Below are 13,775 nucleotides of genomic sequence, written 5' to 3' on the forward strand. Positions count from 1 at the left end.
GAATCACGACACGCCCTCAAGAACAAGGCGCGCCGAGAAGGTCGGGCGCTCGCCGGTGGTGACGCCCACGTCGAGCGCGCCGCCCATCGCCTCCGCGAGGGAGCGGGCGACGGCGAGGCCGAGGCCGGTCCCGCCGGTTCTGCGCGCGGGGTCGCCCTGGTAGAAGCGCTCGGTGAGCCGCTCCGGGTCCAGGCGCGCCGCGAGGTCCGGGGCCACGGGGTTATCGACCGTGAGAGCCGCGCCCGCCACGCGGACGGTCGGCGCGCCGCTGCCGTGCGCGAGCGCGTTCTCGAGCAGGTTGGCGACCACGCGGGCAAGTGCGTCGGGCGCAGCGAGCACGGGCGCGGCCCCGCCGACGCTCACGTCCGGTTCCCAGCCGCGCGCGGCGAAGTCTCCATACCGGGCCGCGAGCGCATCCGTCACGACGGCGGCAAGATCGTAGGGCACGAGCTCCGGCTGCCAGGACGGGTCGGCGGCGCGGGCGTACGTGAAGAGATCGTCCACGAGGACGCGCATGGCGGCCAGCCGCTCGGCGGCGCGAGCGAGGTAGCGGGCGGCGTCCGCCGGGTCAGCGGCGCGCTCGGCGAGCTGCAGGTAGCCCTGGGCGCCGGCGAGCGGCGTGCGGATGTCGTGGCTGAGCGCGGCGAGCTGCTCGCGGAAGCGCCCGTCGGTCGCGCGTCGGACCGCCTCGCGCGCGAGGTCCGCGTCAAGGTGGCGGTCGATCGCGCGGGCGAGCGCGGAGACGGCCGGATCGGCGGACTCCAGGCGGGCGCGCGCCGCCGGCGCCTCCGCCGCCCGGTCGAGCAGCTCCGCGAGCCGCGCAAGGTCGCGGTCGCGTGCGCGGCGGCCAGGTGCGGGCGTGCCCATCACAGGCTCTCGCGCCTGACGCGGCGGCCGAGGAGCAGCGCCGCGAGCACGAGGTACGCGACCGGCAGGAGCAGCGCGTGGACAAGGCCCAGCGGGGGCTCGCGCAGGAGGAGCACCAGCTTGAACGGGCTCAGCAGGAGCTGAATGCCCTGGGAGGTCACGTCAAGCCCGAGCAGCACGAAGCCCAGTGCCAGAAGAATCTCGAGCACGTACCCGAGGACCCCGCTCGTGACGAGGTAGGACGCCACGAGGACGGCCCCCATCCCGTGCGGCTTTTTCACCAGGGCGAGGGCGATGACCGCAAACGTCCAGCCCACGAGCGCGTGCACCACGACCGCCAGGGCGAGCGCGGCCGGCTCGGTCCCCCGTGCGACCGTCACCCCCGGGAGCGGCAGGCAGACGAAGCCGACCAGGGACGACCAGACCGCGAGCAGCACGGCCAGGATGCCCGCGAGAAGGACGCGCGAGGTCACGTAGCCCGCTCGCCCGCCCTCGGCGGTCACGCTCGCGCGCAGGCCGCGCGCGGCGAGGTCGTGCGAGGAGAGGCCCAGGGTGGCGAAGCACGTGCCAAGGACCGCCCCGGAACTCACGACGCCCAGGTACACGGTCTGGAAGTCGGCGCGGGAGTACCCGCCCGACATGAGCATGACCCACGCGAACCATCCCGCGTACAGCATGGGGAGCACCAGGGCCCCCTTCACGTAGGCGTCACGAGAGGCCAGGTAGAGCGCGGCGCGCAGCTGGTTTCTGAGGTTGCTCATGGCGATCACCGGTCCTTCTCGGCAGAAGGCTCTTCCATCAGGCGCACGAGCTCCGCCCCCACGTCCGGCTCGCTCACGGCAAGCTCCGTCACCGCGATGCCCGCCGCGAGAAGGGTCCGCGCCAGCACCGTCCGGTCCGGCACGCCGCCGTCCGGGGCGCTCACGCGCAGCGCGCCGTCCGGCAGCACGCGCACCGTGAGGCCCGGCAGCTCCTCGGCGAGCACGGCCACCGCACGCTCCGGAGCGTCCGTGCGCAGGTTGAGGTAGGTGGCGCAGGCGTCGGCGAGCTCCTCGGCCGTGAGGGTCCGCGCGAGCTCGCCGTCGCTCATGACGCCGTAGTGCGTGCACATGCGCTCGAGGTCGGAGAGGACGTGCGAACTCAGCACCACAGTAACGCCGCGCTCGCGGTTGATGCGGACGAGCAGGTCGCGCAGGTCGGAAACACCCGTGGGGTCGATGCCGGAGAGCGGCTCGTCCAACAGCAGCACCTCCGGGCTCCCGACGAGCGCGAGGGCCACGCCGAGGCGCTGACGCTGGCCGAGGGAGAGGTCGTCCACGTAGGAGCCGCGCGGCCAGAGGGCGCGGGGGCGCCCGTCGCCGGCCGCGTGCGCGGGGAGGCCCACGGCGGCGAGCGCTTCTCGGCACGCCCTGTGCGGGTCGGGCAGGCCGAGGAGCAGCGCGCGGTTCATGAGGTTCTCAAAGGCGTCGAGCCGGCCGTAGACTGCGGGCGCCTCCGCGAGCGCGCTCGCGCGCGGGTGCGACCGGCCGGGCGCGAGGCGACGTCCGAGCACGCTCACGGTGCCCGCGTCCGGCAGCATGAGGCCGGCGATGAGCTTGAGCAGCGTGGACTTGCCCGCGCCGTTCTTGCCCACGAGGCCAAAGACGGACCCGGCGGGCACGGCGAGGCTCACGTCACGCACGGCGCGGACCCTCCCGCGCAAGAAGGACTTGGAGAGGTCGCTCGTCTCGATGGCGTTGGCGTTCATGGCGCCCCCTTCCCTTGCCCTCAGCCTACCCGGAAGGCGCGCACAAACGCTTCAGATATCTACAAGACTTTGACAAGAACCGTCGAGCGCGGACTATCTTGAGCGAGTTCCGCAACCGGGATGAGAAGGGCCGCTAGCCTAGCGAGCTAGCGGCCCATCCCCATCTCTAACGGGCGCGGCCCTGCCTACCACAGCGGGCTGTGCCGTCGGCTACCGTATACCCAATATGTGATTGTCGTAGTGACGAAAACGTGTAGACGACCTATTCTCGCAGCTTGAAGCCGATGCCCCAGACGGTCTGGATGTAGGCGTCGGTGCCGGAGGCGCGCAGCTTGGCGCGCAGGTTGCTCACGTGCGTGGCGATGGTGCGCTCCTCGGTGAGCGCCTCCTCGCTGCGAACCAGCTCGAAGAGGGCCTGCTTGGTGAAGACGCGGCTCGGCTCGCGCATCAGGGCAGCCAGGATGTCGAACTCCGTGCGCGTGAGGCGCAGCTCCGCGCCGTCCACGGCAAACGTGCGCGCGGCGGGGTCGAGCTTCCAGCGGCCAAAGCGGAGCGGCCCCGGAGCAGACGCCTCCCGCTCACAGCCACGAAGCTGCACCTCCACGCGCGCGAGCAGCTCCTCGAGGTCGAAGGGCTTGACGAGGTAGTCGCTCGCGCCCAGGCGCAGGAGCCCCACGCGGTCCGTCACGGCGGACTTGGCCGAAGTCACGATCACGGGCGCGTCCACGCCGGCCGCGCGCAGGCGCCCGACGAGCTCCTCGCCCGGGACGCCCGGCAGCATGAGGTCCAAGATCACGAGGTCGAGGCGCTGGTTCTTCTCGGCCGCGCGCTCCGCGAGCAGCAGCGCCTCGGTGCCGGAGAACGCCGGCACGCAGGCGTAGCCCTCGTCGTCGAGGAAGGTGCAGACCACCTCGGAGAGCGCGGCATCGTCCTCCACCACGAGGACGCGGGGACTGTAAGCCCTAGTTCTCAAACGGCCACTCCCCGCGCGCGAGGGCCTCGATCGCCGCAGCCACGGCATCGTCCTCGCAGGCGCCGATGTGCCAGCGCGCCACAGCGGCCGCCTCGGGCGAGGCGCCTGCCACGGCGACCGAGTTCGGGACGGCGGTGAACATGGGCAGGTCGTTGTCCGCGTCGCCAAAGACCACGACCTCGTCCAGCCCCACGCCCAGGCGCTCGGCGAGCCATCTCACGGCGGCGCCCTTGTTCCAGCCGCGCGGCATGATGTTGGAGTAGGTGGGCATGGCGCGGTCCACGTCGAGCGCGTCGACCTCGGCGTTCAGGCGCGCGACGAGCTCGGCCATGCCAGCCGCGTCCCCGCCGTAGAAGACGTTGGCCTTCACCACCGCAAAGTCCGGGAGGCGGCCCAGCTCGACGCACCGCTCGCCGTAGGTCGGGAAGGCACGGGTGAGGTCCTCGCGCGTGCCCGACGCCACGAGCGGCACCATATCGTCAAAGCACACGAGGCCGGCACCGGGGGTCTCGGCCGTGATCTGACGCAGGCGCTCCAGCGCATCCGGGGCGAGCGTCTGCTCCATGACCTTCTCGCCGCCCACGTAGACCTGCATGCCGTTGGTCGCGAGCGCCGTTGCGCAGCAGGTGGCGTCGCCGCCGAAGAAGGCCGGGATCCACGCGTAGCCGCGCCCGCTCGCCGGGCCCACGACGAGCCCCGCGTCCTGCGCCGCGCGGATGGCCGCGACCGTCCGCGGCGAGACGGTCTTCTCGCCGCGCGGAAGAACGGTGCCGTCTATGTCCGTGAGGATGAGCCGTGCCGTCATGGTTGTTTCTCCCCTCTTGACTCAAGTGGAGCAAACAGACGTTTTCGGCTCGATTTGGCGAGAAAAACGTCCGTTTCGTCCACCTGAGTTTACACGCGTCGGAAGCGGAGGCGTCGGGCGCGCGCCACGCCTAGTATATGATGCGGCAGCCCAGCTCTTCGCCGTCGGCGCGGACGGCCTCGCCGGGGTCGGCGTCCGTGATGAGGGCCTCCACGTCGGCGAGCGTGCCAAACCAGAGCAGGCCCGGCGCACCCACCTTGGAGGAGTCAAGCAGCACGTAGGTCCGCTCGGCGCAGGCGAGAAACGCGCGCTTGAGCTCGGCCATGTCCTGGTTGTTGGTCATGAGGCCTCGCCCGGGCACGTAGGAGGTCGGCGAGACGAAGGCCTTGTCCGGGTGGATCACCTCGAGGGTGCGCAGCGCGAGCGGGCCGGCCGTGTAGCGGTGGCTCTTGCGGAGGCTGCCACCGAGCATGATGACGTCAAGCGAGGGGGCGGAGCGGTCCACGTAGTCGGTGATCGTGAGGTCGTCGGTGACGACGGTGACGCCCGAGCGGCCGGAGATGGCGCGCACGAACTCGAGCGCGGTGGTGCCGGAGTCCACGAGCACGGAGTCGCCGTCGGCCACGAGCGGCGCCGCGAGCCGGGCGATCGCACGCTTGGCCTCCACGTTAACGTTGATGCGGCGCTCCTGCACGGAGACGGTGAGCGTCTTGGAGAGCGAGACCGCGCCGCCGTGGGTGCGGCGCAGCTTGCCGTCGCGCGCGAGGGCGTCGAGGTCGGCGCGGGCGGTCACGCGGCTGACGCCGAAGGCCTCGGCGAGCTGCGCCACCTGCACGGACGTGGCGCGGTCGAGCATGGAGAGGATCGCGGCGCGGCGCTCCTCCGAGGACATGTCGGGCATGGCGCCCCCTCTCGGCAGTTGTGTGCGAAATGTGTTTCCTTTGCTTTCCCTATAGGCAATCTAACACATTTCTTTTGCTTTTCTTTTGGCAAGCAGCGAGGACCTCACAAAGGTTGGGTACTTTTTCGGGGTCCCCCGAAGTATCCCCTTGGCACCGCAAGCCTCCAACCAGCGATTTCTCAGACGCGCGGCAGCCAGATACTCGGAGGGCGGGCAAAAAAGTACCCAACCTTTGCGAAACGCGCCGTCGCTCCCCCGGGGCGCCCTTCGTTTGCTTTCCCTTCCGCGGCTCGCGCACCGCCGCCCACGGCGGGCGACGGCGCCGACCACCTGCGCCAGCACGTACAATGAGGGCGTCATTCGGGTTCGTACGGAAGGGAGCCTCAGATGCTCGTCACCACCAAGGAGATGCTGCTCGACGCCCAGGCTAACCACTACGCGGTCGGCGCCTTCAACATCGAGAGCCTCGAGTTCGTCATGGCTGTGCTCGCGGCCGCCGAGGAGACCAAGTCCCCGGTCATCATGCAGACCACGCCCGGCACCGTGAAGTTCGCCGGCCTGGACTACTTCTACGGCATGGTCAAGGCTGCGGCCGCGCGCGCCACGGTGCCGGTGGCCCTCCACCTCGACCACGGCGACGGCTATGACCGCTGCATGCAGGCCCTGCGCACCGGCTACACCTCCGTCATGATCGACGGCTCCCACGAGTCCTTCGAGGACAACATCGCCCTCACCAAGTCCGTTGCCGACGCCGGCCGCGCGATGGGCGTGCCCGTTGAGGCCGAGCTCGGCAAGGTCGGCGGCAAGGAGGACGACGGCCCGGCCGTCGAGGGCGAGAACCCCTACACCGACCCGGACGAGGCCCGCGAGTTCGTCGAGCGCACCGGCTGCACCTCGCTCGCCATCGGCGTGGGCACCGCGCACGGCGTCTACACCGAGACCCCGCACATCGAGCAGGAGGTCGTGAAGGCCATCCGCGCCGCCGTCGACGTGCCGCTCGTGCTCCACGGCACCTCCGGCGTGCCCGACGAGCAGGTCGCCGAGGCCGTCAAGAACGGCATTTGCAAGGTCAACTACGCCACCGAGCTGCGTCAGGCCTACATGCGCGGCTTCATGGGCTACATGGCCGAGAACCCCGGCGCCTTCGATCCCAAGAAGCCGGCCAAGCCGGGCATGGAGGAGATCACCAAGCTGGTCAAGGTCCGCATGACCAACCTCGGTTCCGTGGGTCGCGCGTAGGCCTCAGGCAAGGGGCGGCGAGAAGAACGCTCTTCTCGCCAGATGGGGCGGCGCGTCCTCGGGCGCGTCGCCTATTTCTATGCGTCGCCGTCGAGCGCCTGGACGACCTCGACCTCGCGCTCGCCCCGATTGCAGGCGGCGACGACCATCCCGTCCGGGTCGCGCTCCATGATCACGACGTCCACGTCCTCCGGCTTGGCAAAGCGCAGGAACGACCGGCCGGCCCCGACCTTGCTCGAGTCCATCAGCACGACCTTGGTGCGCGCGTGCCGGAGGAACTCGACCTTGGCGTAGGCCGTCTGCTCGTACTCGGCCAGGAAGCCAAAGCTCGGCTCAAAGCCGTCCGCGCCGAGAAACACCTGGTCAAGATAGACGTCCGTGAGGCTCGCCGCCACGAGCGGCCCATAGTAGTGGCGATACTTGCGCGCGAGCACCCCGCCTGTGGACATGATCGTCATGTCCGGGAGGTGCTGCTCCGCGTACTCGATGATGTGACACGAGTTGGTCACGACGGTGACGTCGCGCTTGCCGTGCAGCGCCTTGACGAACTCCAGCGTCGTGGAGCCGCTGCCTACGAGGATCATCTCGCCGTCGCTCACGCGCTCGGCCGCGCGCCGGGCGATCGCCTGCTTGGCCCGGGCGTTCTTGCGCACGCGCTCCGAGACGCGCGGGATCACGTACTCGGAGACGGGCACCGCGCCGCCGTGCGTGCGCTTGAGTCGCCCCTCCCCCTCCAGGTAGTCCAGGTCCGCGCGCGCCGTGACGGCGGACACCCCGCACTCGCGGCAGATGTCGGCGATGAGCACCGACGAGCGGTTCCCGAGCATGTCCAGTATGCGCTGGCGCCGCTCGACGGCGAGCATGCGCCCGTGACCAACGTTCGGCATGAGAAGACCTCCCTTCCCAGAAGCGTAGCTCGCCGAGGGGATGGGAGGTCTTTCGATTTCCTTCTTTTCTTGCAAACGAAAGAAAACGTCGGCCGGCGGCACAGGCGGCACCGGCAGGAGCGCTACGAGAGGCGCGTCACCTCGATCTCGCGCGCGATCTGGTCCACCAGCGCGAAGTCGCCGAGGCCCGCGCACATGGCGACGTTGCCGCCCGTGGCCATCGCGCGCACCAGTGCGGGCTCCACCGCGTCGCGCGTGCCCAGCCACGCGGAGAGAAAGCTCGCCAGCGTGGCGTCGCCGGCGCAGGCCGTGGAGAGCACCTTCACCTTGGCCGCGCTCGCCCGCCACACGTGCTCGCCGTTTGAGAAGTACGCGCCCTCGCCGCCCAGCGTGAGCAGCACGTTCTTCGCCCCGCGCTCGTGGAGGTGCGCCAGCGCCGCCAGGATGTCGCCCTCGTCGGCCACGTCCACGCCGAAGATCTCCGCGACCTCCTCGTCGTTGGGCTTGATCAGCAGCGGGTGGCGCTCCACGAGCTCGGCCAGGTGCGGGTGCGAGATGTCGAGCACGAACTCCGCGCCCTTCTCCTGGCACACGTCGATGAGCTCGTCGTAGTAGGAGGCGTCCATCTCGGGCGAGAGGCTGCCGGAGACCACGAGGCATTCCAGGTCGTCCAGGCCGCGCAGCAGCTCCAGCATCTCGAGCTGCTTCTCGCGGCTCACGGGCGCGCCGGCGTTGGGGAACTTGTACTCCCCCTCCGGCGTGGTCACAAAGACGTTGACGCGCGTGATGCCGTCGATCCGGACCGGCCGCACCGGGCAGCGCTTGGCGGCCTCGGTCACGATGTAATCGCCGGAGAAGCCGCCGAAGAAGCCCAGGATCACCGAGTCCACCCCGTAGTGCCCCAGCGTGAAGGAGACGTTCAGCCCCTTGCCGTTGGGGGTGTACACGGCGTCGGTCGTGCGGTTGACCTTCTTGGTGGTGAGCGTGCCCGCGTTGACGTTCATGTCGACGGCGGGGTTGGTGGTGAGCGTGTAGATCACGGCTGCTCCTCTCGGTCCTTCTCGGCGCTTCTCGAAGCCAAAAGGGGGCCCGGCGTCGGGCCGGGCCCCCAGAACGTGCGCGGAACCTGAACTACTCGACGACCTTGCCGCCGTTCTTGTCGTAGTCGTGCTTCTTGAAGAGCACGAACAGGATGCCGCCGATGACCGCGCCGATGAGGATCGCGATCACCCACTGCAGGCCGCCGTCGACGACGGGCAGCACGAGGAAGCCGCCGTGCGGCGCGGGGTCGTGGACGCCCAGGAAGATCGTCAGGATGGCCGCGATGGAGGAGCCGAGCATCATGATCGGCATGACGGGCCAGATGTTCTTGGTCATGAAGGGGATGGCGCCCTCGGTGATGTGAGTGCAGCCCAGGATGAAGTTGACGATGCCGGCGTCGTGGTCCTCCTGCGAGAAGTACTTCTTGCCCACGATGACCGCGAAGGTGGTGATCAGCGGCGGCACGATGCACGCGGCGGAGACGGCGGCCATGAAGTTGGTGCCGAAGTTGTAGGCCTCGGTGCCCACGCCAGCCTCGATGGCGGTGGTGAGCAGCAGGGTGCCGGTGGTGTAGGCAGCCTTGTTGACGGGGCCACCCATGTCAAACGCGCACATGCAGCCGATGGCCAGGCCCAGGGGCACCGGGCCGGCGTTGTAGAGGCCCTGCAGGAAGTCCATCATGCCCTGGTTGATGGCGGCCATGGGGCCGGAGATGCCGAGCATGACGAGGCCCACGATGAAGGTGGAGCAGAGCGGGTAGAGGAACATGGCCTTGAGGCCGTTGAGGCTCTGCGGCAGGCCCTTGAACGCCTTCTCGAGAAGGACGATCACGTAGCCGGCGAGGAAGCCGCCGACGATGCCGCCGAGGAAGCCGAAGCCGATGCCGGTGCCGCCGGCGTCGATGAGGCCGGTCTCGGCGTTGACGGGCAGGCCCTGGATGGAGATCATGCCGGCGACGAAGCCGGGGACCAGCGCCGGGCGCTTGCCGATGGACTCGGCGATGTAGGCCGCGAGGACGGGCACCATGAGGTTCATGGCGATGCCGCCGATGATCTTGAGCATCGCGGCGAAGGAGTTGTAGTCGGAGGCCGTGGAGTCGTAGGACGTGATGCCCCAGAGGAACGACAGCGCGGTGAGGACGCCGCCAGCGACGACGAAGACCAGCATGTGGCTGACGCCGTTCATCAGGTGGCGGTAAATCTGGTGGCCGACGGACTCCTTCTCGACGACCTCCTCGGCGGAGGCGTTGGCGACCTCGGCGGCGAGCTCGCCCTCGGCCTTGGCGGCGAGCGCCTTGTCAATCAGGCCCTCCGGGTCCTTGATGGCGGCGGTCACGCCGACGCTGATGAGGGGCTTGCCCTCAAAGCGCTCCGGCTGGACATCCTTGTCGGCGGCGATGATGACGGCCTTGCACGCCTTGATCTCGGCGGGCGTCACCTCGTTCTCCGCGCCGACCTGACCCTGGGTCTCAACCTTGATGGTGAGGCCCTTGGCAGCGGCGGCCTTCTCGAGGGCCTCCTTGGCCATGTAGGTGTGGGCGATGCCCGTCGGGCAGCCCGTCACGGCCAGAAGATCGTACTTCTCTGCCATTCTCGCTCCTTTCTCCTTCTCGTTGACACGTGTTCTTCACGCGAACGCCACATATGGCCATTATGCCGCAACGGAACGGAGAAAAGCGAAAGAAAACGAAAGAAAGCGCTCTGGGCCTGTGAACGATACCACTTGCCGGGCGTTCGCCGCCGCCCGAGGTTTCCCTTCTCCCATACCAGTGCAAAACGAAAGATGCCTAAAAGGGGTCTGACCCCTTTTAGGCAAGTTTTCTAGCCGCAGAGACGGAGGGCCTCGTAGGCGCAGCCGTACATGGCGGCCTGGTTGCCGAGGCCGGCGGCCTCGATGCGCACGTTCTTGCAGGTGGGCAGCGCGATGGCCTGGAAGCGCTCGCGCAGGCGCGGCGCGAAGGTCGCAAACGCCCCCGCCACGCCGCCGCCGATGAGGTAGAGCTCCGGGTCCATCACGCAAGAGATCTGCGACATGGCGAGCGCCAGGTAGTCGCACATCTTGTCCACCGCGATGCCGGCGCACTCGTCGCCGTTCGCGAGGGCCTTGAAGACGGAGAGGGTGTCCGTGGCGTGTTCCACGTGCACCGGCGTCACGCCGCGCCGCTCGCACTCCTCCAGGTAGAGGCGCACCACGCCCTTGGCGGAGGCGTACTGCTCCAGGCAGCCGTGGCGCCCGCAGCCGCAGGTGAGCGGCTCGTCGCGCTCGACGGTGATGTGGCCGATCTCGCCGCCCGCGCCAAAGGCGCCCGCGACCAGCCGGCCGCCCGTGACCACGCCGCCGCCCACGCCCGTTCCGAGGGCGATCAGCACGAAGCTCTGGACGCCGCGCGCCGCGCCGCCCCACACCTCGCCGAGCGCGGCCGCGTTGGCGTCGTTGACAAAGGCCGTGGTCGCGCGAGGGAAGGTCGCGGTCATGGCACCGACGAGGCCCTCCGGGTCGAGCTGGATGTTGGGGAGGAAGCCCACCGTGCCGTCGTCGGCGACGGGCCCGGGGATGTCCAGGCCGCAGGCGATGACGTCGGCCGGCGCGCTGTCGTGCGCGGCGAGAACGCGCGTTATGCCCGAGGTCACGACCGCGTATGCGTCCTCGTCCACGAGCGCCGGCGTGGGGATCTTGCGCTCCTCGAGCAGCTCGCCCTCCGGCGTGAAGAGGCCGACCTTGATGCTCGTGCCGCCAACGTCGATGCCAAGAACCCTGTCCATGGGAGCCTCCTTCGTCGGGCGCGCCGCGCCGTCGTCTCTGTCCTGACCCTTGATGATACGAGGCGGGGCGGCGGGCGGCGAGCACTTTGGCGCGAAGGGCGGCGGCGGCTTCGCAGCCGGTCGCAAGCGGGCGAGAAGGACGGCGGGCGCGGGCCGGGCGGGCGGGCGCGCGGCGCAGGTTATGCGCACTCCCGTAGGTTATGCGCAGCGTCACGGGCCATGGTTCTTCTCGCCGGGCCTTCTAGCTGCGGACATACAAAACGGTCCCGTGCGCACAACCTTGAGGATTGCGCATAACCCGCGGGATTGCGCATACCCGTCTCGGGCGGCGCGCGGCCGGACTACACTGGGACGAGCACCCAACCGAAGGGGGAACCATGGCCGAGGTCAACGCCGCGCTCTCCAACCCGAGGGCCGACATCGCCGCGCTCGACGCGCTCGAGCGCACGCTCTTCTCGCTGCGCTACGCCCTTGACGAGATCGGCTCGCTGGGGCCGGTGATCGACCCGCCCAAGGCCACGGCCGAGCGCGGGGAGGCCCTGGCCGAGCTGGAGCGCGCCCGCGTGGAGGCGCTCTGCGACCCGGACGTGGGCGACGTGCTCGCGCGGCTCGCCGCCACCCCCGAGCTGCTGAGCGAGACCCAGCGCGCCCAGGTCCGCGTGCTCACGCGCGACCGCAACGCCCTCGTGCGCATCCCCGCCGACGAGCAGGCCGCCTTCAGCCGCCTCACCTGCGAGGCCGAGGACGTCTGGCGGCGCGCCAAGGCCGCGAACGACTGGGAGGCCTTCGCGCCCTACCTGGACCGCATCGTGGAGGCGCGCCTGCGCATGGCCGCCGCCCGCGACGCCGCGCGCGACCCCTACGACGTCTGGCTCGACGAGTACGAGCCCGGCTGCGACGCCGCCTTCTACGACCGGTTCTTCTCGCAGGTGAAGGACTGCGTGGTGCCGCTTCTGGCCGACTGCATGGCCAGCCGCTCCAAGCCCTCGCGCGCCTGCGTGCGCGGCCGCTTTGACGAGGGCCGCCAGTGGGAGCTGGCGCGCGACCTCGTGGCCCTGGAGGGCGTGGACGAGGGCGCCCTCTGGCTGGGTCGCACCGAGCACCCGTTCACGGGCGGCCCCTCCACGGGCTTTGTCCTCATCGCGAGCCACGCCCACGAGGACGACGTACTCTCCAACGTCTTCTCCATGCTGCACGAGGGCGGCCACGCCCTCTATGAGCAGGGCGTAGACCCCGCCTACCGCCTCACCTCGCTCAAGGGCGGCACGTCGATGGGCATGCACGAGGCGCAGTCGCGCTTCTTCGAGAACCTGGTGGGGCGCTCGGAGGCCTTTACGCCCGTGCTGCTGGAAACCCTCGCGCGCCACTTCCCCGGGCGCTTTGCCCGCGTGACGCCGCGCCAGCTCTACCTGGCCGAGAACTGCGCCGAGCCCGGGCTCATCCGCACCGAGGCCGACGAGCTCACCTATCCCCTGCACATCCTCGTGCGCTACGAGATCGAGCGCGCGCTCTTCTCCGGCGAGACGCACGCGGCCGACGTCCCGCGCCTCTGGGCCGAGAAGTACCGTGCGTACCTCGGCGTTGAGGTGCCCGACCACGCGCGCGGCGCGCTGCAGGACACCCACTGGTCGGGAGGCGACTTTGGCTACTTCCCCACCTACGCGCTGGGCTCGGCCTACGGCGCGCAGCTCAAGGTGGCCATGGTGGCCGACGGCGTGGACTTTGACGGCGCCTGCGCGGCGGGCGATCTGGCCCCGGTGCGCGCGTGGCTGGGCGAGAAGATCTGGCGCTGGGGACGTTCCAAGGACTCCGGCGAGCTCATCGAGGCGGCGTGCGGCGAGCCCTTCTCGCCGGTCTACTACACCGACTACCTCACCGAGAAGTTCTCCGCGATCTACCGCCTGTAAATTGGGACCTGTTAATTGGGGACAGTCCCCAATTTGCAGACTTTTTTGATATCAAGAACTTCTGTTAATTGGGGACTGTCCCCAATTAACAGACGGGGGAGGTTGGGATGCGGGCGCTGATACAGCGCGTGGAGCGGGCGCAGGTTGAGGTCGACGGGGCCGTCGTGGGGAGCTGCGGGGCGGGCTACCTGGTGCTCCTGGGCGTGGCGCCGGGGGACGACGAGGCGCTGACCGAACGGCTCTGGCGCAAGGTGGCGAGCCTACGCATCTGCGCGGACGACGCGGGCAAGACCAACCGCTCGCTCACGGACACGGGCGGGTCGCTCCTGGTGGTGAGCCAGTTCACGCTCTACGCCGACGCGCGCCGGGGCAACCGGCCGTCGTTCACCGGGGCCGCCGAGCCCGCGCTCGCCGAGCGGCTCTACGAGCGCTTCTGCGAGCTGGCCGAGAAGGACCTCGGCCCCGAGCGCGTGGGGCGCGGCGTCTTTGGCGCGGACATGCGCGTGAGCCTGGTGAACGACGGGCCCTTCACCGTCCTTCTTGACACCGACGAGCTCGGCTGGGCCTCATCCCAGGGTTGAGATGGCGCCACACGGCTCGTGAGTTGCTAATCTTATGCGGTTGTGCATCTGCGTCAGAAAGGCTC

General features: G+C 69.6%; 13 protein-coding genes. 3 read left to right on the forward strand and 10 right to left on the reverse strand.

The features are described from left to right. Nucleotides 1-3: 3 nt before the first annotated feature. From H6A07_RS06675 to H6A07_RS06700, 6 genes are all read right to left on the reverse strand, one after another. The gene (locus H6A07_RS06675) at nucleotides 4-867 is read right to left on the reverse strand and encodes a sensor histidine kinase (RefSeq protein WP_204814159.1); all 864 of its coding nucleotides are present in this window, start codon (nucleotides 865-867) and stop codon (nucleotides 4-6) included. Next, on the reverse strand, nucleotides 867-1,628 hold the full coding sequence (locus H6A07_RS06680; protein ID WP_204814160.1) for a hypothetical protein: 762 nt from the start codon (nucleotides 1,626-1,628) through the stop codon (nucleotides 867-869). The genes H6A07_RS06675 and H6A07_RS06680 overlap by 1 nt, the downstream gene beginning before the upstream one ends. Nucleotides 1,629-1,633: 5 nt before the next feature. Continuing rightward, the gene (locus H6A07_RS06685) at nucleotides 1,634-2,614 is read right to left on the reverse strand and encodes an ABC transporter ATP-binding protein (protein ID WP_204814161.1); all 981 of its coding nucleotides are present in this window, start codon (nucleotides 2,612-2,614) and stop codon (nucleotides 1,634-1,636) included. Nucleotides 2,615-2,876: 262 nt separating this feature from the next. Continuing rightward, on the reverse strand, nucleotides 2,877-3,587 hold the full coding sequence (locus tag H6A07_RS06690; RefSeq protein ID WP_239471137.1) for a response regulator transcription factor: 711 nt from the start codon (nucleotides 3,585-3,587) through the stop codon (nucleotides 2,877-2,879). Further along, nucleotides 3,577-4,392: an HAD-IIB family hydrolase gene (locus tag H6A07_RS06695; RefSeq protein ID WP_204814163.1), complete on the reverse strand. Its 816-nt coding sequence runs from the start codon at nucleotides 4,390-4,392 to the stop codon at nucleotides 3,577-3,579. Before H6A07_RS06695 ends, H6A07_RS06690 begins: the two co-directional genes overlap by 11 nt. A 130-nt stretch (nucleotides 4,393-4,522) precedes the next feature. Next, a complete protein-coding gene (locus H6A07_RS06700) occupies nucleotides 4,523-5,293 on the reverse strand; it encodes a DeoR/GlpR family DNA-binding transcription regulator (RefSeq protein ID WP_204814164.1) in 771 nt (256 codons plus the stop codon). 387 nt (nucleotides 5,294-5,680) lie between these two features. Here H6A07_RS06700 and H6A07_RS06705 point away from each other — a divergent pair, with 387 nt between their 5' ends. Beyond that, entirely contained in the window at nucleotides 5,681-6,532 is an 852-nt protein-coding gene (locus tag H6A07_RS06705; protein WP_204814165.1) for a class II fructose-bisphosphate aldolase, read from the forward strand. Between the two features lie 77 nt (nucleotides 6,533-6,609). Here the strand turns inward: H6A07_RS06705 and H6A07_RS06710 are convergent, their stop codons facing one another. The 4 genes from H6A07_RS06710 to H6A07_RS06725 form a co-directional block, all read right to left on the reverse strand. Further along, nucleotides 6,610-7,419: a DeoR/GlpR family DNA-binding transcription regulator gene (locus tag H6A07_RS06710; RefSeq protein ID WP_204814166.1), complete on the reverse strand. Its 810-nt coding sequence runs from the start codon at nucleotides 7,417-7,419 to the stop codon at nucleotides 6,610-6,612. A 122-nt stretch (nucleotides 7,420-7,541) separates the two neighbouring features. Further along, nucleotides 7,542-8,459, reverse strand: coding sequence for a hexose kinase (locus tag H6A07_RS06715; protein WP_204814167.1), 918 nt, complete (start codon nucleotides 8,457-8,459; stop codon nucleotides 7,542-7,544). Nucleotides 8,460-8,550: 91 nt separating this feature from the next. Continuing rightward, nucleotides 8,551-10,050 (reverse strand): PTS fructose transporter subunit IIC, encoded by a 1,500-nt coding sequence (locus H6A07_RS06720; RefSeq protein WP_204814168.1) that lies wholly within the window; start codon nucleotides 10,048-10,050, stop codon nucleotides 8,551-8,553. Between the two features lie 230 nt (nucleotides 10,051-10,280). Continuing rightward, nucleotides 10,281-11,222 carry an ROK family protein gene (locus tag H6A07_RS06725; RefSeq protein WP_204814169.1) on the reverse strand — a complete coding sequence of 314 codons (942 nt, stop codon included), beginning with the start codon at nucleotides 11,220-11,222 and terminating at the stop codon, nucleotides 10,281-10,283. Nucleotides 11,223-11,599: 377 nt separating this feature from the next. Here H6A07_RS06725 and H6A07_RS06730 point away from each other — a divergent pair, with 377 nt between their 5' ends. Together H6A07_RS06730 and dtd are read left to right on the forward strand one after the other, a co-directional pair. Continuing rightward, nucleotides 11,600-13,129, forward strand: a complete 1,530-nt coding sequence (locus tag H6A07_RS06730) for a carboxypeptidase M32 (RefSeq protein ID WP_204814170.1) — start codon at nucleotides 11,600-11,602, stop codon at nucleotides 13,127-13,129. A 107-nt stretch (nucleotides 13,130-13,236) separates the two neighbouring features. After that, nucleotides 13,237-13,710, forward strand: a complete 474-nt coding sequence (gene dtd / locus H6A07_RS06735) for a D-aminoacyl-tRNA deacylase (protein WP_204814171.1) — start codon at nucleotides 13,237-13,239, stop codon at nucleotides 13,708-13,710. Nucleotides 13,711-13,775 lie beyond the last annotated feature (65 nt).

This window comes from Olsenella uli (genome assembly GCF_016899935.1).
Taxonomy (GTDB): Bacteria; Actinomycetota; Coriobacteriia; order Coriobacteriales; family Atopobiaceae; genus Thermophilibacter; species Thermophilibacter uli_B.

Coding starts and splice junctions, on each gene's coding strand:
- H6A07_RS06685 (WP_204814161.1), bottom strand. CDS start 2,614: ATGAACGCCAACGCCATCGAGACGAGCGACCTCTCCAAGTCCTTCTTG.
- H6A07_RS06730 (WP_204814170.1), top strand. CDS start 11,600: ATGGCCGAGGTCAACGCCGCGCTCTCCAACCCGAGGGCCGACATCGCC.
- H6A07_RS06680 (WP_204814160.1), bottom strand. CDS start 1,628: ATGAGCAACCTCAGAAACCAGCTGCGCGCCGCGCTCTACCTGGCCTCT.
- H6A07_RS06720 (WP_204814168.1), bottom strand. CDS start 10,050: ATGGCAGAGAAGTACGATCTTCTGGCCGTGACGGGCTGCCCGACGGGC.
- H6A07_RS06705 (WP_204814165.1), top strand. CDS start 5,681: ATGCTCGTCACCACCAAGGAGATGCTGCTCGACGCCCAGGCTAACCAC.
- H6A07_RS06700 (WP_204814164.1), bottom strand. CDS start 5,293: ATGCCCGACATGTCCTCGGAGGAGCGCCGCGCCGCGATCCTCTCCATG.
- H6A07_RS06725 (WP_204814169.1), bottom strand. CDS start 11,222: ATGGACAGGGTTCTTGGCATCGACGTTGGCGGCACGAGCATCAAGGTC.
- H6A07_RS06710 (WP_204814166.1), bottom strand. CDS start 7,419: ATGCCGAACGTTGGTCACGGGCGCATGCTCGCCGTCGAGCGGCGCCAG.
- dtd (WP_204814171.1), top strand. CDS start 13,237: ATGCGGGCGCTGATACAGCGCGTGGAGCGGGCGCAGGTTGAGGTCGAC.
- H6A07_RS06675 (WP_204814159.1), bottom strand. CDS start 867: ATGGGCACGCCCGCACCTGGCCGCCGCGCACGCGACCGCGACCTTGCG.
- H6A07_RS06695 (WP_204814163.1), bottom strand. CDS start 4,392: ATGACGGCACGGCTCATCCTCACGGACATAGACGGCACCGTTCTTCCG.